Raw genomic sequence first — 17,524 nt, forward strand, 5'->3', positions numbered from 1 at the left:
CGGCAGGCTTGCACGAAACAAACGACGCTTGTCGGGAGAGAGATACACAATGGCACTCATTAGCATGCGCCAGATGCTGGACCACGCCGCCGAGTTCGGTTACGGCGTACCAGCTTTCAACGTCAACAACCTCGAGCAGATGCGCGCCATCATGGAAGCGGCCGACAAGACCGACTCCCCGGTGATCGTCCAGGCTTCGGCCGGCGCCCGCAAATACGCTGGCGCGCCTTTCCTGCGCCACCTGATCCTGGCTGCCATCGAAGAATTCCCGCACATCCCGGTGTGCATGCACCAGGACCACGGTACCAGCCCTGATGTCTGCCAGCGCTCGATCCAGCTGGGCTTCAGCTCGGTGATGATGGACGGCTCGCTGGGTGAAGACGGCAAGACCCCGACCGACTACGAGTACAACGTTCGCGTTACCCAGCAGACCGTTGCCATGGCCCACGCTTGCGGCGTATCGGTGGAGGGTGAGCTGGGTTGCCTGGGTTCGCTGGAAACTGGCATGGCCGGTGAAGAAGACGGCATCGGCGCCGAAGGCGTGCTGGACCACAGCCAAATGCTGACCGACCCGGAAGAGGCTGCCGATTTCGTCAAGAAAACCCAGGTCGACGCCCTGGCGATCGCCATCGGTACCAGCCACGGTGCCTACAAGTTCACCAAGCCACCAACCGGTGACGTGCTGGCCATCGACCGCATCAAGGAAATCCACAAGCGCATCCCCAACACTCACCTGGTGATGCACGGTTCGTCTTCGGTACCGCAGGAGTGGCTGGCGATCATCAACCAGTACGGCGGCGACATCAAGGAAACCTACGGTGTGCCGGTCGAAGAGATCGTCGAAGGCATCAAGTACGGCGTGCGCAAGGTCAACATCGACACCGACCTGCGTCTGGCCTCCACCGGTGCCATGCGTCGCCTGATGGCGACCAACCCGAGCGAGTTCGACCCGCGCAAGTTCTTCGGTGAAACCGTCAAGGCCATGCGCGATGTGTGCATCGCCCGTTACGAAGCCTTCGGCACTGCCGGCAATGCCTCGAAGATCAAGCCGATCTCCCTGGAAGGCATGTATCAGCGGTACCTGAAAGGTGAGCTGGCCGCCAAGGTCAACTGATCCACTGGTGACACAAGAAACCCGCAGAAATGCGGGTTTTTTCATTTTCGGGCCAGGGCTGGCATCGGTGCAGGCTTTTGTGCAGGGGGCTTGAAGCATTCAGCACATATTTTCGGCAGAACGACCGTTAGTCGGCTAACGTACAGTTCAGTCATTGATAGCGTTCTGATTGCATTGCGTGTTGCCCGCTCAGGTCTAGAGTATTGAATGGATCCAACCGGATCTTGAAGTCGGTCACATAACAGAGAAGCAGCATGGATGGCGCTCACGCTCAACCACTGCCACTGGATGGCAGCTCGGTTCTTCTGGTAGTTGACGACTACCCCGAGAACCTCATCAGCATGCGGGCCTTGTTGGCCCGGCAGGATTGGCAGGTGCTGACGGCAAGTTCGGGGATGGAAGCCCTGAGCGCGTTGCTCGAGCACGACGTCGACCTGGTCTTGCTCGACGTTCAGATGCCGGAGATGGACGGCTTTGAAGTCGCCCGGCTGATGCGCGGCAGTCAGCGTACCCGGCTGACACCGATCATTTTCCTCACCGCCAATGAACAGTCCGAAGCGGCCGTGCTCAAAGGCTACGCCAGCGGCGCCGTGGACTACATGTTCAAGCCGTTCGACCCGCAAATACTCAAGCCCAAGGTCCAGGCCCTGCTCGACCAGCAGCGCAACCGGCGAATGCTGCAGCGCCTGACTCGCGAGCTGGAGGCGGCCAGGGCGTTCAATGCGTCGATTCTGGAAAATGCCGCCGAAGGCATCCTGGTGCTGGATGCGCAGGGCATCATCAGCTTTGCCAACCCGGCCATCTCCCATTTGCTGGCCGCATCGGTGCAACAGTTGCGGGGCGTCCACCTGCTCGACCTGGTGCAAATGGCCAATGCCAGCCTGTGGGATGAGTCGGAGTTCTACCAGGCTTATCTGGGACGGCAGATTTACCGCGTACACGATGCCCAACTGCGAACCCTTGGCGGCGAACTGGTGCCGGTTGCCTTGTCTTGCGCCCCGTTGCCGGCTGATCAGCAGGCCATGGTGGTGACGGTGCTGGACATGTCGGCAGTGCGCAACTTGCACCAGCAACTGGAGTACCAGGCAGTTACCGACCCGCTTACCGGGCTGCTCAACCGCCGTGGCTTCTACCAGGCGGCCGAAGGTGCGCTGCTGCGCAACGAGCGCTCGGACAAGGCGCAGGCGCTGATGTACATGGACCTGGATGGCTTCAAGCGGATCAACGATTCACTGGGCCACGATGCGGGCGATCGGGTGCTGCTATGGGTCGCCGAGCAGCTCAAGGACTGCCTGGGCAGCGAGGCCTTGCTGGCGCGGATGGGCGGCGACGAATTCACCGCATTGTTCGACAGCCTGCCTTACCCCGAGCAGGCTGGGCGTTATGCCGAACGGTTGCTTGAACGCATATCCATCAGCCATGAGGTAGAAGGGCTGGATGTGTGCCTTGGGGTTAGCATCGGCATCGCTACCTACCCGGATTGCGGCGCCAATGTCGAAGGCTTGCTGCGCGCGGCGGACGCGGCGATGTACGCCGCCAAGCAGGCCGGCCGGCAGCAGTATCGCTTCTACGACCAGGAGCTCAACGGCCGGGCGCGTTCGCGGCTGATGCTTGAAGACAGTGTGCGCGCGGCCATCGAACAGCAGGACTTTACCCTGGTGTATCAGCCGCAGGTGGGTTTCAACGATGGGCGTCTGCGTGGCTTCGAGGCCTTGCTGCGCTGGCAGCACCCGAGTGTTGGCGATGTACCGCCGGGGTTGTTCATTCCGCTGCTGGAGGAGGCGCGGCTGATCAATCGCCTGGCCAGCTGGATTTATCGCCAAGGTGCCGCGCAGCGCCAGGCCTGGTACGACCGGTTCCCGCCGGACCTGGTGCTGGGTATCAGCCTGAGCCGCGCGCAGTTCGTCATGCCTGGCCTGGTCGACGAACTGCAACGGGTTATCCAGCTCTACCAGCTGGAGCCTTCGCAGCTTGAAGTGGAAGTGGCGGAAACCTCGCTGATGTACAACATCGATGCTGCCGTGAAACAGATACACCGCTTGCGCGAGCTGGGGGTGCGGGTAGCCCTGGACGATTTCGGCGCGGGCGACTGCTCGTTGCGCATGCTCCGCGACCTGCCGATCGACACCTTGAAGCTCGACCGCCACCTGGTAGCGCGCCTGCCCGATTCGGCAGTGGATACTGCGCTGGTGCGCAGTGTCATAGGGCTCTGTGCCGACTACTGCATCACAGTGATTGCCGAAGGTGTGGAAACCCCGGCCCAGGCAGCCTGGCTGAGGGCCAATGGTTGCGAATATGTACAGGGCTTCCTGGTGGCATACCCGATGACGGCAGCGGATGCCAGCGGCTTTCCGGCAATTTTCTCCTGGCCGGGGCCCTGATTGGCTAGAATCGGCATTCGTTACGCCGAAAGCAGCGCCATGACCGTATTACGTTACTTGCAAGCCTACCCTCCGCACCTGCAGGAGCAGGTGCGGCAGATGATCGCCAGCGACCGCCTGGGTGAGTACCTGCAGCGCCGTTACCCCGACCGCCATGACGTGCAGAGCGACAAGGCGTTGTACAGTTATGCCCAGGATTTGCGCCAGCAATACCTGCGCAGCGCGCCTGGCCTGGACAAGGTGCTGTTTGACAGCCGGCTGGACCTGACGCACCGGGCCTTGGGGCTGAACACGGCGGTCTCCCGGGTGCAAGGCGGCAAACTCAAGGCGAAGAAGGAAATCCGCATTGCCTCGCTGTTCAAGGAGGCCGCGCCACAGTTCTTGCGCATGATCGTGGTACATGAGCTTGCGCACCTGCGCGAGCGCGATCACAACAAGGCCTTCTACCAGCTCTGCCAGCACATGGAGCCGGACTACCACCAACTGGAATTCGACCTGCGCGTCTACCTGACCTACCGGGAGCTGCCGGGCAATCTCTAAGGAACATGCAGCATGGAAGTGAGCAAGACCAAGAGCAGCTTCTACCGCCGGCTGTACGTGGCCTGGCTGATCGACAGCCACACCGCGACCAGTGTGCCCGCCCTGATGGAAGCCACCGGCATGCCGCGGCGTACCGCCCAGGACACCATCGCCGCCCTGGCCGATTTGGACATTGTCTGCGAGTTCGAGCAGCAGGAAGGCGCCCGCAACCACGCCGGGCATTACCGCATCCATGACTGGGGCGCGATCGACAAGCAGTGGATCATCCGGCACCTGCGGCAAATCCGCGACGTGCTGGGCTACCCCTGAAATCCTCGGGCCGTTCTGCGGCCCCGGTGAGCTCAGCCTTTGCGCATCCCGATATGCAGCATATCGTTCTCCAGGTATTCCTCACCCACTGGTGCAAACCCATGCTGGGCATAAAACCCCTGTAAGTGCGCCAGCGTCGACAGGTACACCGGCGTCCCCGGCCAGCAATGCTCCGCCGCCTCCAAGCCCTTCAGCAGCAGCGGGTGCCCCAGCTTCAGCCCACGCGCTTCAGGCGAGGTCACCATCCGCCCGATCACCACGTCCCCCCCCTGTGACTGCGGGTCGAGCAGGCGCAGGTAGGCCACCAGCTTGTCCTCCTGCCAGGCCATGAGGTGCAGGGTATCGCCGCTCAGGTCCTGGCCATCGACGTCCTGGTAGGCGCAACGCTGCTCGACCACGAACACTTCAGTGCGCAACCGAAGAATGGCGTAGAGCTGATCTTTGCCGAGGTCGGTGTGATGCTTGCAGAGCCAGTCGATGGACATGGGTGCGAACTCCTTGAATGGGCCCTCGATAATCGCATGCCACATGCGCTTCGGCCAAAATAGAGGCTAAATGACACTATTGGCCGCTGCCCTCGGCAACGGCTTTGTGTAATCTCGTTGGCAGTGTGTGCCCTCTACTGCAAAAGGACGTGAGCATGCGGCCACTGCTTTGTGTTCTGGGTTTGCTGGCAATGATGCTGGCGACACCCGCACCGGGTAACGGCAAGCTACGCCTGGTGGCCGACAACTGGCCGCCGTTTACCGATGCCAGCATGCCGGGCGGCGGCCTGGCGACCAGCATCGTCACCACGGCGCTGGCGCGCGCCGGCTACAGCAGTGGCTATGAAGAGGCGCCTTGGGCGCGGGCGTTGCTGGGGGTGGGGGAAGGGCGCTACGACGTGCTGATCAATGCTTGGTACAAGGACGCGCGTGCCAGTTTCGGGCAGTTTTCCAAAGCCTACCTGACCAATCGTATTCGCCTGTTGCAGCGCAAGGGCGAAGTGTTCCGCTACAAGCATCAGTCTGACCTGTACCCCTATAGCATCGCTGTTGTCCGGGATTACGCCTACTCACCCGAATTCGATGGCGATACCCGCCTTGACAAGGTGCCGGTGCGCAACTTTTCCTCGGCGGTGCGCATGCTGGCGGCAGGGAGGGTCAACCTGGCGGTGGAAGACGAGTACGTGGCCCGCTACAACCTGCAGCGGGAGCCGCAAGCGGTGCGTGATGGCGTAATGCTGGTGGAGCCGCCGCTGGGGGAGAACACCCTGCATATCCTGGTCAGCCTGAAGCATCCTGAGCATGCGCAGATCGTCGAGCGCTTCGAGCAGGCGATTGCGGCGATGAAGGCTGACGGCAGCTATGCGCGGCTGCTGCGCCAGCATGGCTTCTAACCCTTATTGCCCGCGATAGGGCCAGTCAGGCAACCCAAGGCTCAGGCGGGGGCACGCTCCTTGATCAGGTGTGCCGCCAAGGTCCGCAACGGCCCCAACTGCCGGCAAATCAAAGCCAACTGTGTCTGCACCAAACGCTGATGTTCATCCAGCTCTTCCGGCATCTGCTCAAGCGCATTGGCCAGCGCCTCCTCGGCATCGCTGTGGATCGCCACCGGCAGCCGCGCTGCCAAGCCGTTGGCAATCTCGTCCAGGCTACTGGCGATGTTTTGCCCGGCACCTTCGATCAACTGCTCCTGCACCTCAGCCGGTAACGCCGTGTCGCGGTGCGCGCCCAGCCCTGACAGGTAGCTGAGCAAGGTGTGCGAAAGCACCAGGAAGCGGAAGCCTACGTCCGCTTCTTTGCGGAAATGCCCCGGTTCCATCAGCATGTTGGCCAAGGTGGTGGACAGTGCAGCATCAGCGTTATGCGCGTTGCGCCGGGCCAGGCGGTAGGCCAGGTCGTCCCGCTTGCCGTGGGCATATTGCTGCATGATCTGGCGCAGGTACACGCTGGCGCAGGCCAGGGTATTGGCCAGCGCCTTGTTCAGCCGCCGGCCCTGCCAGTCTGGCAGGAACAGGAACACCGCAAGTATCGCGATGAGGCTGCCCACCAGGGTATCGAACAGGCGCGGCAGGAACAGGCCGTAGCCATCGCCTATCTGGTTGAAGCAGAACAACACCATCAGGGTGATTGCCGCCGTGGCCAGGGTGTAGCGGGTGGTGCGGTTGACGAAGAACACCACCCCGGCGACCACGGCGAACAACGACTGGATGAGCGGATTGGGGAACAGGTCGAACAAGGCCCAGCCGACTGTCAGGCCCACTGCGGTACCGAAGATCCGTTGCACCAGCTTGCGCCGGGTCGCACCGTAGTTGGGCTGGCAGACGAATAGCGTGGTGAGGATGATCCAGTAACCCTGCGTGGGGTGGATCAGGTGCACCATGCCGTAGCCAATCGACAGGGCCAGTGGCAGGCGCAAGGCGTGGCGGAACAGCAGCGAGGTCGGTGTGAGCTGCGTCCGCAGGCGCGTCCATACGTCCTTCAGCGAACGTGGCGAGCGGTCGAGCAGGCTGCTGTCGCTGGCATCGGCCAGGCTGTCCGGGTTACTGGCGGCACTCAGCAGGCGGTCCAGTGTCTCCAGGTTGGCGGCCAGCGCCCGCAGTGAGCGCAACAGGCTGCGCCAGGCCGGGTTGCTTTGGATGCGCAGGTGTTCCAGCGAGGCGTTCAGGTCTTCAAGGGCCTCGGGATAACCGCTGGCCAGCACGAACGGCTGGCGCAGGCGGATCGAGCGCGCCAGTTCCTGGCAGGATGCACCCTGCTTGCGCAGCAGGCGCTGGCAACGGAACATCACGTCACTGTGGAAAAATGCCTCGGTCAGGGCGTTGTAGGGGTAGTGCGAGGCACTGACCCGCTCGTGGATATCCTGGGCCAGGAAGTACAGCTTGAGGTAGCGGCTGACCTTGGAGTTGGGCTGGCTGTTGCCGACCCGGTGCAGGATGATTTCCTTGGCCGCGTTGAGCGCAGCCACCACCTTGCCGTTCTGCTGGGCCAGCGCCAGGCGCCGGGCCTCGACGTCGAGGGTGCGCACCGGCTCGAACAGGCTGGCCTTGAGCTTGAGGTAGCTGCCCAGTTCGTAGAACAGCTTGGCCAGGCTCTGCTGCACCGGCTGGTTGGAAAACAGTGCCTGCCAAAGAACCGAAAGCAGTCCGTACCACGCCGCGCCTGCTACCAGCAGCAGCGGCTCATGCCAGAAGTCCGTCACCTGGCCACCGCGCTGGTCCACGCCGATCATGGTGTACACCGCCGTGATCAGTGTCGCTGAAGCAATCGCCCCATAGCGCTCGCCCAAGGCGCCGAGCATGGTCAGGCCGAATGCCGCCAAAGCCAGGGCGACGGCGAAGATCCAGGGGTAGGGGAACAACAACTCGACCGCCAGTGCAGCGATGGCGAAACATACCAATGTAACAGCCAGGGCGCTGAGGCGGCCCTGCCAGCTGTCGTCGGTTTCTGCCAGGGCGCTGGCGATGATGCCGAGGAACAGTGGGATCAGCAGGGCCATCTCGTTCTGGTACCAGCACAGGGCCAGGCTGCCGGTGAGGGCGATGGTAACCCTGATGCTGTAGCTGAACTTGTCTTGACCCCACAGGCGACGCAGTGATTGACGGAACGAGCTCGATGACATGATGGCCTGCTAGGCAGTGAGCGAAGAATGCATTGCAGCACGGGCCAGCAAGAAGCGTTCCGTGCTGCTGAATGGATTCTACTCTACACGAACTGCGCTGCGGCGTTGGCCGATGCCCAGGCCCACTGGAAGTTGAAACCGCCGAGGTGGCCGGTGACATCCAGCACTTCCCCGATGAAGTACAGCCCGGGGCTTTTCAGCGATTCCATGGTCTTGGACGACACTTCGCGCGTATCCACGCCGCCCAGGGTCACTTCGGCGGTGCGGTAGCCTTCGGTGCCAGCGGGTACTACTTGCCAGTTCGCGAGCTTTTCGGCGATGTGCGCCAGTTCCGCCGGGGTGTACTGCTTCATTGGCTTCGACTCGAACCACTGCTCGGCCAGCAAGTTGGCCAGCTTGCGCGTGAACACCTCGCCCAGCACGGTCTTCAGTTCGGCGTTGGCGCGCTCGGCTTGCATCTGTTGCAGCCAGGTCAGCGCATCCCGGTCGGGCAGCAGGTTGATCTCGACCGTGTCACCGGCTTCCCAGAACGACGAGATTTGCAGGATCGCCGGGCCGCTCAGGCCGCGGTGGGTGAACAGCAGGTTCTCGCGGAAGCTGGTGCCGTTGCAGCTGGCGGTGCAGTCCAGCGAGGTGCCGGACAACTCGGTGCACAGTGCCTTCAGCTGAGGCTCGGTGATGGTAAACGGCACCAGCCCTGCACGGGTTGGCAGCAGGGTATGGCCGAACTGGCGGGCCACCTGGTAGCCGAAGCCGGTGGCGCCAAGGGTGGGGATCGACAGGCCGCCGGTGGCGATCACCAGCGACTGGCAGGCGAACTGGCCGCCGCTGGTCTGCAGCAGGTAGCCGTGCTCGGTTTTTTCAATGTGTTCGATGCTGGTATGCATGCGGATTTCGGCACCGGCCTCATCGCATTCGGCCAGCAGCATGTCGAGGATGTCGCTGGCCTTGTTGTCACAGAACAGCTGGCCGAGCTTCTTCTCGTGGTAGGCCACGCCGTGCTTGCACACCAGTTCGATGAAGTCCCATTGGGTGTAGCGGGCCAGCGCCGACTTGCAGAAGTGCGCGTTGTGCGAGAGGAAATTGGCCGGCTCGGTGTACATGTTGGTGAAGTTGCAGCGACCGCCGCCGGACATGAGGATCTTCTTGCCTGGCTTGTTGGCGTGGTCGAGCAGCAGTACCCGGCGGCCGCGGCGGGCACTGAGCTGGGCGCACATCAGGCCGGCGGCGCCGGCGCCGAGGATGATCACGTCGGTGGAGTGCACGGTATGAACCTTCAGATTTGAAATGCTGAACCCTGTGTGAGCGGGTAAACCCGCCCCCACAGGACTTTGCCGGACTTTAGATAATGCGGACTTTCAAGGCGCGGCCCTTGATCTTGCCATTGTTCAGCCGCTGCATGGCCTGCTTGGCCAGCGCGCGCTCCACGGCAACGAACGCCTGGAAGTCGAAGATGGCGATCTTGCCCACCTGCTTGCCCGGAATGCCGGCGTCACCGGTCAGCGCACCCAGAATATCGCCAGGGCGCAGTTTGTCCTTGCGGCCAGCGGCAATGCACAGCGTGGTCATAACCGGCAGCAGCGGTTCACCGCCCTTGTTCTTCAGGCTGTCCAACTGGTCCCAGCGCAGCGGGCTCTTCTGCAGCGCCTCGATAGCCTGGGCACGATGGCCTTCGGCCGGTGCCACCAGGCTGACCGCAACGCCTTTCTCGCCAGCACGCCCGGTCCGGCCCACCCGGTGTACGTGAATTTCCGCATCACGCGCCAGCTCGACGTTGATGACCATGTCCAGGCCATCGATATCCAGGCCGCGCGCGGCCACGTCGGTGGCCACCAGTACCGAGCTGCTGCGGTTGGCGAACATGGTCAGCACCTGGTCACGGTCGCGTTGCTCCAGGTCGCCGTGCAGCGCCTGGGCGACGATGCCCTTGGCGGTCAGGTGGGCTACCACGTCCTCGCACTGCTGCTTGGTGAAGCAGAAGGCTACGCACGACTGCGGGCGATAGTGGCCCAGCACCCGGGTAACGGCTTCCAGGCGCTGCTGCGGATCGATCTCGATGAAGCGCTGCTCGATCTGGTTGTCGGTGTGCAGGCTTTCGACCTTGACCTGCTGCGGGTTGCGCATGAAGTCGCTGGCCAGTTGCTTGATGCCGGCCGGGTAAGTGGCCGAGAACAGCAGGGTCTGGCGCCGCGACGGGGTCTTGCCGATGATGCTGGCGATGGCGTCGAAGAAGCCCATGTCGAGCATGCGGTCGGCTTCGTCGAGCACCAGGGTGTTCAGGCCGTCGAGCACCAGTGTGCCCTTGTCAAGGTGCTGCTGGATGCGCCCTGGAGTGCCGACGATGATGTGCGCACCATGCTCCAGCGAAGCGATCTGCGGGCCCAGCGAAACACCACCGCACAGGGTGAGGATCTTGATGTTGTCCTCGGCGCGAGCCAGGCGGCGCAGCTCCTTGGCGACCTGGTCGGCCAGTTCGCGGGTAGGGCACAGTACCAGCGCCTGGCAGCCGAAGTAGCGTGGGTTGATCGGGTTGAGCAGGCCGATGCCGAAGGCGGCGGTCTTGCCGCTGCCGGTCTTGGCCTGGGCAATCAGGTCCTGGCCCTTGAGGATGACCGGCAGGCTCTGCGCCTGGATCGGCGTCATCGAGGCATAGCCGAGGGCGTCCAGGTTGGCCAGCATGGCAGTGGACAGCGGCAAGGTGGCAAAGGCGGTGGATTCGGTGGTCACGAGGCGGGCCTGCGGTGCGAAGCGAAAAATGCCGCATAGTCTACCAGCCTCGTGGCCATTCGCCCTAAGACTCCATGTGTTGTTCCGGACGACGGGCACGCCTTCCGTCCGTCGGTGCCAGCTGCAGGAAGATCGCCGCTGCCAGCATGGCCATGATGCCGATGGTAACGAAGGTCAGCTGAAACGCTCCCAGCGTGGACTCTACGCCCTCGGCGCTGCCGGCGGCGGTGAAACCGCCGAGCAGGGCCCCGGCACAGGCCACGCCCAGGCTCAGCGACAGTTGCGCGACCACCGACAGCAGGCTGTTGCCACTGCTGGCGCTGGCGTCGTCGAGGTCGATCAAAGTGACCGTGTTCATCGCCGTGAACTGCATCGAGTTGACCGCACCCAGCAGGCCCAGCTGCACCAGCAGCACGGCATAGGGCGTCTGCTCGTCAACCAGGCCGAGGCTGGCCAGGAGCAGGCCCAGCAGCAAGGTATTGCTGGTGAGGATGATACGGTAGCCGAAGCGTTCTATCAGCGGCCGGGCGATGGACTTGGCCACCATCGCCGCCGCGGCCAGCGGGATCATGCTCATGCCGGCCTCGGCCGGCGAGTAACCCAACGCTACCTGCAGCAGTAACGGTACCAGAAACGGCAGCGCGCCACTGCCCAGGCGCGAGAACAGGTTGCCGAGGATGCCGATGGCAAAGGTACGCACACGGAACAGACTGGGCGAGAACAGCGGTTCCGGGTCGCGTCCGGCGCGCAGCCAGTAGGCGGCCAGGCACGCCATGCCGGCGAACAGCAGCAACATCACCCGCAGGTGCGGCAGGTGCAGCTCGCCCAGGCCCTCCATGGCAATGGTGATCAGCACCATCGCGGCGCCAAACAGCAGGAAGCCCGGGGTATCGAAACGGGTACGTTCGGCGCCGCGCAGGTCGGGGATGAACTTCCACACGGCGTAGCAGCCGATCAGGCCGACCGGCAGGTTGAGCAGGAAGATCCAGTGCCAGCTGAGAATTTCCACCAGCCAGCCGCCAACCGTCGGCCCCAGCAGCGGCCCCAGCAGGCCGGGGATGGTGATGAAACTCATGATGCGCACCAGTTCGGTGCGTGGGTAGGCGCGCAGCACCACCAGTCGCCCGACCGGGAGCATCAGGGCGCCGCCCAGGCCCTGCACCACGCGGGCAAAAATCAGGAAACCGAGGCTGTTGGCGGCGGCGCACAGCAGCGAGCCGAAGCTGAACAACAGGATGGCGCTGAAGAAGATGCGCTTGGTGCCAAAACGGTCGGCGATCCAGCCTGAGGCGGGGATCAGCAGGGCCACGGTGAGCATGTAGGCAATGATCACGCCCTGCATGCGCAGCGGGTCTTCGGCCAGCGAACGGGCCATGGCTGGCAGCGCCGTGTTGAGGATGGTGCCGTCCAGGGATTGCATGAAGAAAGCGATGGCAACCACCCAGGGGATCCAGCGGGCGGTGACGGGGTCCAGCGGTGCACGATCAGGCATGACGTCCTCTTTTGTCTGGGCCATCCTCTTCGCGGGCTTGCCCCGCGAAAGGGCCGGTAATGCCAATCACAATGTCAGCGTCAGGCCTTTGACCAATGCCCCCGGCAAATGGCTCGACCCGGTACTGCGCTGTCCATAAGTACTGGTCGACAAAATCATCTCGCGCTCCTGGGTCAGGTCCTCCAGCTGGCTACCCAGCAAGCTGTACAGGCTGTCATCGAAGCGCATGGTGCTCAGCGGCCCCTGGATCAGCCCGTTCTCCACCCAGAAGGTAGCAAAGCGGGTAAGCCCGGTCATGCGTGCTGCCGGCAGGTCCGAGTAGTTCAGGTACCACAAGTTGCTGATGTACAGCCCGGTGCCAAGCCGCTGCAGGATCTGCTCGGTGGGCAAACTACCCGGCGCCAGGCTGAGCGCGCAAGGCGACTCGTAGCTGTCGGCGCCATTGGCCAGCAGCTCGAATTCGACCGCACTGCGCGCACTGATCAGCCGTTGCAACGCCTCTCCTTGCTGAATCAATGGCACATCCAGGCGCGGCGAGCCTTCATCGGAAAACGCCGGGCTAAGCGAGCCGCTGACCTGCTCGGTGAAACTTACCAGAGGGCTTAACCGTGCATCGCCGTTATACAGGCGCTGCAAGGCGCTGTTGCCGGTTGCGAGGGCCTGTGCGGAAAAACCGCCCCAGCACAGCATGCCGGCGATTTCGTCCATGGCCGCAGGCGCCAGGTAGGCGCGGTAGCTGCCGGGTTTGAGGGTGACAGCCGGGCGACCGAGGAAGCCTAGCTGTTCACGTGCCTGGCGCAGGCGCTCGGTGAAGTCGTCGGCGCTCCACAGCTGGCCGGCATAGTTGGCCTTCACCGCCTGGCCGTTTTCGTGGAACAGGCTCCAGTCAAAGTTGAAGCTGTTGGCCTGGTGCCAGCCGAAAGCGCCGAACGAGCTGGCGAAGCCCCGGCAGATCGGGCCAGCGGCGTAGATACCGACCAGGTCCAGGTCACCGGCTTCACGCTCCAGCAGTGCCAGCACTTCGTTCAGGTCTGGCAGCGGCTGCGCCTGCTGGCTGTAGCTGTGCCAGGCGCTCTCGTCCAGGCGCAGGTAAGGGTCGACGGCGAGTAGCGGCAGTGTCTGGCGCAGCTGCTTCAGGGCATCCGCCAGGCGTTGGCGATCCAGCTGCGCATCGCCACTCAAGGTCACTTGCTGTTCGGCCTGGCGGCCATCGTGGATCAGGCGCAACTGCACGCTGGCCTGGCTCACTTCGCCGGCCTGGCGCACCTTGGCGTGGTTGAAACGCACGAATTGCGACTGCTCGGCACTGTAGCCCAGGGTGAACTGCTCGCCCGCTTGCAGGACGGCGCGCACATCCCCGACCAGGGTTTCGAAAGCCTGTTTCATCATGCATCTCCTCCGAATACGTCAATCTGGCGGAACACACAGGCTGGTGAGGCGTGGCCCACGCGCACCACCTGGTTGGGTTCGCCCTTGCCGCAGTTGGGCGTGCCCAGCACCTGGAAGGTACTGCGGTCGCCGACCGCCGAGAGGTTGCGCCAGAACTGCGCGGAGATACCACGGTAGTTTGGGTTCTTGACGATGCCCTTGAGCTGGCCGTTCTCGATCAACTGGCCCCATTCGCAGCCGAACTGGAACTTGTTGCGCGCATCGTCGATGGACCAGGAGCGGTTGGTACGCATCAGGATGCCGTGCTCGATGCCTCCGATCAGTTGCTCGAGAGACTGGTCGCCCGGCTCGATATTGAGGTTGGCCATGCGGTCGATCGGTGCCCGGTTCCAGCCGCAGGCGCGGCTGTTGGCCACGCCATCCAGGCCGGAGCGGAACTGCGACAGCGCCCCGCCCAGCGGGCGCAGCAGCAGGCCGTCGCGGATCAGGAACTGCTTGCTGGCTGCACTGCCGTCGTCATCGAAGCTATAGCTGGCCAGCTCTTCGCCGATGGTTGGGTCGAAGGTCACGTTGAGCAGGCTGGAACCGTACTGCAGGTGGCCGAAGTCGCTGGCCTGGACGAAGCTGGTGCCGGCGTAGTTGCGTTCGTCGCCGAGAATGCGGTCCATCTCAAGTGGGTGACCGATGGATTCGTGAATCTGCAGCATCATCTGGTCGGGCATCAACAGCAGGTCGCGCGGGCCGCTGGGGGTGTTCGGTGCCAGCAGCAACTGCAGCGCCTCGTCGGCTACCCGGGTGGCCGCGCCGACCAGGCCACAGCGCTCGATGATCTCGAAACCGCCCTGCTGGCCGAAGTTGTCACGGCCCAGGCTGCGGCTCTGGCTGTCTTGGCCATCGCTGGCCGTTACGCCAAGGCCTGGGAACAGAAAGCGTTGGGCATGGCGCAGTTCGGCGCCGGCCGAGTTGAGGTAGGTTTGCTCGACCAGGCTCAGCCCCAGGCTGGCCTGCCAGTCCACCAGGCGGCTGTCCTTGGGCACGCTGGCCGATTCGGCGGCGAGCAGGCCAAGGCAGTCGGCGAGGCTGGGTACGGGTTGGTCGAAGTTGGGCGAAACATGGTCGTGGCGTGCGCTGGGCACGGTTTGTTCGCGCAGGTCCAACAGGCTGTGCCGGGCGATCTGCCGGGCCAGCGTCTCGGCTTGCTCCAGGGCGCGCTGCAATCCAGCCTGGGACAGGTCTGCAGTGGCCGCATAGGCCTCCACGCCATTGATCCGCACGGTGAGCATGGCGCCTTCGTCCTGGCTGAAGCAGGGCGGTTCGGCGACATTGCGGCGAACCGACAGCGCCTGGTGCGACTGTTTCACATGGCGCAGGGAATACAACTCGGCCGTACTGCGCAGCGCGGCGAAGCGCTGGCGCAGCAGGGCGCTGGAATCGAACATGCGGAAGCCTCCGTGTACACGGTGGCTCCCCCTTAGAACCACTCGTCCTGCATGGTGAGGCAAGTGTCGTCGCGCGCCTCTAGCAATGCCAGGTCATTATGGCAGCCCGGTACTTCCCAGGTCAGGAAATAACGTGCGGCTTGCAGCTTGCCGAGGTAGAAGTCGCGATCAGCAGCGATGCCCTTGAGCAGCCCTAGCTCGGCGTGAACCGCCTGTTCCAGCCAACGCCAGCCGATTACACAGTGGCCGAAGGCCTTGAGGTACAGGGCCGAGTTGGCCAGGGCGCCGGAGACTTTGCCTTGGGCCAGGTCGCCGAGCAGGGCCAGGGTAACGCCTTGCAGGCGGTTGACCAGTTGCTCCAGTGGCTGGCGCAGTGGGTCGAGTTCAGGGTGGTGGCTTGCACGCTCGCCGGTTGTGGCGATCAGGCGGATCAGTTGCTTGAGCCCGGCACCTTGGTTCTGGGCCAGTTTACGACCGAGCAAGTCGAGCGACTGGATGCCTTCGGTACCCTCGTGGATCGGGTTCAGGCGGTTGTCCCGGTAGTACTGCTCTACCGGGTATTCCCGGGTGTAGCCGTGGCCACCGAGAATCTGGATTGCCAGTTCATTGGCCTTGAGGCAGAACGTCGAAGGCCAGGATTTGACGACCGGGGTCAGCAGGTCGAGCAGCGCCTGCGCTTGGTTGCGCGACGTTTCGTCGTCGGCGGTCTGGGTATCGTCGAACAGGCGCGCGGCGTACAGTCCCAGGTCGAAGGCGCCTTCTACATAAGCCTTTTGTGCCAGCAGCATTCGTTTCACATCGGTGTGCGCGATGATCGGTACTGCCGGGCTGAGCGGGTCTTTGCTGTCCGGCAGCCGCCCTTGCGGTCGCTGGCGGGCGTACTCCAGCGAATACAGGTAGCCGGCGTAACCGAGCATGACCGCGCCCATGCCAACGCCGATACGTGCTTCGTTCATCATCTGGAACATGCAGGCCAGGCCTTGGTGCGGTTGGCCGACCAGGTACCCGACGCACTGGCCATTGTCGCCGAAGTTCAGGGCTGTGGAGGTAGTGCCGCGCCAGCCCATTTTGTGGAACAGCCCGGCCAGCAGCACATCGTTGCGCGGGCCACGGCTGCCGTCCGGGTTGACGTGGTACTTGGGCACGATGAACAGCGAGATGCCTTTAACGCCGGGCGGTGCGTCGGGCAGCTTGGCCAAGACCATGTGCACGATATTTTCCGACAGCTCGTGATCGCCGCCTGAGATGAAAATCTTGTTGCCCTTGAGTCGGTAACTGCCGTCCGCTGCAGGTTCGGCGCGGGTGCGGATGTCGGCCAGCGACGAGCCAGCATGGGGCTCGGTCAGGGCCATGGTGCCAAAGTAGCGGCCATCGATCATTGGCTGTAGGAACAGGTGTTTCTGTTCCTGTGTGCCGAAACTCTCGATCAGGTTGGCGGCGCCCATGGTCAGGAACGGGTAGGCCGTGGTGCCGGCGTTGGCTGCCTGGAAGTGCGCGAAGCAGGCTTGCGAGACCAGGCTGGGCAGCTGCATGCCGCCCACCTCGAAGTCGCGGTTGGCGTTGAGGAAACCAGCTTCGAGGAAGGCGTCGACGGCGGGCTTCACTTCGGGGATCAGTTCGGCGCGGCCGTTCACATAGCGCGGCTCGTTCTCGTCGGCCTTGCGGTTGTGCGGGGCGAAAAACTTTTCGGCGATGGTGCGGGCGGTAGACAGTGCCGCGTCGAAGGTTTCCCGGCTGTGTTCGGCGAAGCGCGGGCGTTGGGTGAGGGCTTCGGCGTCCAGCACTTCGTAGAGCTCGAAGGCCAGGTTGCGGGGGCTGAGCAGGGTCTCGGGCATGGTGGCGGTCCTGAGGCGGGATGCTGCGAGTGTAGGGAATCGGGTGGGTGGGGGGGAGGTTAATAGGTTTGGGTGATATGGGGTTAGAGCGCGTGGGGCATACAGGTGCTTGCCTTGATTTTTGTTGCGCCTGTGAGACCGAGCGCCGCCCGCGCGGCGCATCGCGAGCTGCGCTCGCTCCTACGCTTGTTTCGGGCCAGTCAGGCCTGTGACAGGCGCGCGCGACCGCCTTGTTCATACGACGCGATATTGCGCCATGCGCCAAGGCGTTCGCGCGCAAATCCCACAGGCATAATTGGCCCGTAGGAGCGGGTGATATGGTTTTTACAAAGGGTGGGGCATACAGGTGCTTGCCTTGATTTTTGGTGCACCTGTGAGACCGAGCGCCGCCCGCGCGGCGCATCGCGAGCTGCGCTCGCTCCTACGCTTGTTTCGGGCCAGTCAGGCCTGTGACAGGCGCGCGCGACTGCCTTATTCATACGACGCGATATCGCGCCATGCGCCGAGGCGCGCGCAAATCCCACAGGCATAATTGGCCCGTAGGAGCGGGTGATATGGTTTTAGAAAGGATCGTGTCCCGGGAAGTGGTGTAACTCATCATGGCTCTTGCCATTGAGTTCGCCGTTTAGTTGATCACAGCTGACAGCTTGGCTTGTGGATTATCGCTGACCGCTTCGAAGGCCTCCAACTGCATG

General features: G+C 63.4%; 13 protein-coding genes. 5 read left to right on the forward strand and 8 right to left on the reverse strand.

The features are described from left to right. Positions 1-49: 49 nt before the first annotated feature. The 4 genes from fba (at position 50) to DMX11_RS21480 (ending at position 4,344) form a co-directional block, all read left to right on the forward strand. The gene (fba, locus tag DMX11_RS21465) at positions 50-1,114 is read left to right on the forward strand and encodes a class II fructose-bisphosphate aldolase (RefSeq protein ID WP_012274520.1); all 1,065 of its coding nucleotides are present in this window, start codon (positions 50-52) and stop codon (positions 1,112-1,114) included. A 254-nt stretch (positions 1,115-1,368) separates the two neighbouring features. Beyond that, on the forward strand, positions 1,369-3,495 hold the full coding sequence (locus DMX11_RS21470) for a bifunctional diguanylate cyclase/phosphodiesterase (RefSeq protein ID WP_110746591.1): 2,127 nt from the start codon (positions 1,369-1,371) through the stop codon (positions 3,493-3,495). A 39-nt stretch (positions 3,496-3,534) separates the two neighbouring features. Beyond that, entirely contained in the window at positions 3,535-4,035 is a 501-nt protein-coding gene (locus tag DMX11_RS21475; protein ID WP_110746594.1) for a M48 family metallopeptidase, read from the forward strand. Positions 4,036-4,047: 12 nt separating this feature from the next. Continuing rightward, positions 4,048-4,344 (forward strand): helix-turn-helix domain-containing protein, encoded by a 297-nt coding sequence (locus tag DMX11_RS21480; protein ID WP_110746596.1) that lies wholly within the window; start codon positions 4,048-4,050, stop codon positions 4,342-4,344. Between the two features lie 32 nt (positions 4,345-4,376). Here the strand turns inward: DMX11_RS21480 and DMX11_RS21485 are convergent, their stop codons facing one another. Beyond that, complete coding sequence (locus tag DMX11_RS21485; protein ID WP_110746597.1) at positions 4,377-4,829, reverse strand: GNAT family N-acetyltransferase; 453 nt, start codon at positions 4,827-4,829, stop codon at positions 4,377-4,379. A gap of 155 nt (positions 4,830-4,984) precedes the next feature. Here DMX11_RS21485 and DMX11_RS21490 point away from each other — a divergent pair, with 155 nt between their 5' ends. Then, complete coding sequence (locus tag DMX11_RS21490; protein WP_110746599.1) at positions 4,985-5,722, forward strand: ABC transporter substrate-binding protein; 738 nt, start codon at positions 4,985-4,987, stop codon at positions 5,720-5,722. 41 nt (positions 5,723-5,763) lie between these two features. On the opposite strand, the gene yccS is transcribed toward DMX11_RS21490, so the two are convergent. The 7 genes from yccS to DMX11_RS21525 form a co-directional block, all read right to left on the reverse strand. Further along, positions 5,764-7,947: a YccS family putative transporter gene (yccS, locus tag DMX11_RS21495; protein WP_110746602.1), complete on the reverse strand. Its 2,184-nt coding sequence runs from the start codon at positions 7,945-7,947 to the stop codon at positions 5,764-5,766. Positions 7,948-8,030: 83 nt separating this feature from the next. Beyond that, positions 8,031-9,212, reverse strand: a complete 1,182-nt coding sequence (locus DMX11_RS21500) for an NAD(P)/FAD-dependent oxidoreductase (protein ID WP_110746604.1) — start codon at positions 9,210-9,212, stop codon at positions 8,031-8,033. Positions 9,213-9,288: 76 nt separating this feature from the next. After that, a complete protein-coding gene (dbpA, locus tag DMX11_RS21505; protein ID WP_256590652.1) occupies positions 9,289-10,626 on the reverse strand; it encodes an ATP-dependent RNA helicase DbpA in 1,338 nt (445 codons plus the stop codon). A 112-nt stretch (positions 10,627-10,738) separates the two neighbouring features. Next, a complete protein-coding gene (gene mdtD / locus DMX11_RS21510) occupies positions 10,739-12,166 on the reverse strand; it encodes a multidrug transporter subunit MdtD (RefSeq protein ID WP_110746609.1) in 1,428 nt (475 codons plus the stop codon). Positions 12,167-12,232: 66 nt separating this feature from the next. Beyond that, positions 12,233-13,552, reverse strand: coding sequence for a TldD/PmbA family protein (locus DMX11_RS21515; RefSeq protein ID WP_110746611.1), 1,320 nt, complete (start codon positions 13,550-13,552; stop codon positions 12,233-12,235). Then, positions 13,552-14,994: a TldD/PmbA family protein gene (locus tag DMX11_RS21520; RefSeq protein ID WP_110746613.1), complete on the reverse strand. Its 1,443-nt coding sequence runs from the start codon at positions 14,992-14,994 to the stop codon at positions 13,552-13,554. The genes DMX11_RS21515 and DMX11_RS21520 overlap by 1 nt, the downstream gene beginning before the upstream one ends. A 32-nt stretch (positions 14,995-15,026) precedes the next feature. Next, complete coding sequence (locus DMX11_RS21525) at positions 15,027-16,829, reverse strand: acyl-CoA dehydrogenase (RefSeq protein ID WP_110746615.1); 1,803 nt, start codon at positions 16,827-16,829, stop codon at positions 15,027-15,029. Positions 16,830-17,524: the final 695 nt, after the last annotated feature.

The sequence above is a fragment of the Pseudomonas sp. LB-090624 genome (genome assembly GCF_003205205.1).
In the GTDB taxonomy this organism is placed as follows: Bacteria; Pseudomonadota; Gammaproteobacteria; order Pseudomonadales; family Pseudomonadaceae; genus Aquipseudomonas.

Bases quoted from the DNA above. Each gene is read 5' to 3' on its own strand.
- fba (WP_012274520.1), top strand. From the start codon at position 50: ATGGCACTCATTAGCATGCGCCAGATGCTGGACCACGCCGCCGAGTTC.
- DMX11_RS21470 (WP_110746591.1), top strand. From the start codon at position 1,369: ATGGATGGCGCTCACGCTCAACCACTGCCACTGGATGGCAGCTCGGTT.
- DMX11_RS21475 (WP_110746594.1), top strand. From the start codon at position 3,535: ATGACCGTATTACGTTACTTGCAAGCCTACCCTCCGCACCTGCAGGAG.
- DMX11_RS21480 (WP_110746596.1), top strand. From the start codon at position 4,048: ATGGAAGTGAGCAAGACCAAGAGCAGCTTCTACCGCCGGCTGTACGTG.
- DMX11_RS21485 (WP_110746597.1), bottom strand. From the start codon at position 4,829: ATGTCCATCGACTGGCTCTGCAAGCATCACACCGACCTCGGCAAAGAT.
- DMX11_RS21490 (WP_110746599.1), top strand. From the start codon at position 4,985: ATGCGGCCACTGCTTTGTGTTCTGGGTTTGCTGGCAATGATGCTGGCG.
- yccS (WP_110746602.1), bottom strand. From the start codon at position 7,947: ATGTCATCGAGCTCGTTCCGTCAATCACTGCGTCGCCTGTGGGGTCAA.
- dbpA (WP_256590652.1), bottom strand. From the start codon at position 10,626: ATGCTGGCCAACCTGGACGCCCTCGGCTATGCCTCGATGACGCCGATC.
- mdtD (WP_110746609.1), bottom strand. From the start codon at position 12,166: ATGCCTGATCGTGCACCGCTGGACCCCGTCACCGCCCGCTGGATCCCC.
- DMX11_RS21515 (WP_110746611.1), bottom strand. From the start codon at position 13,552: ATGAAACAGGCTTTCGAAACCCTGGTCGGGGATGTGCGCGCCGTCCTG.
- DMX11_RS21520 (WP_110746613.1), bottom strand. From the start codon at position 14,994: ATGTTCGATTCCAGCGCCCTGCTGCGCCAGCGCTTCGCCGCGCTGCGC.
- DMX11_RS21525 (WP_110746615.1), bottom strand. From the start codon at position 16,829: ATGCCCGAGACCCTGCTCAGCCCCCGCAACCTGGCCTTCGAGCTCTAC.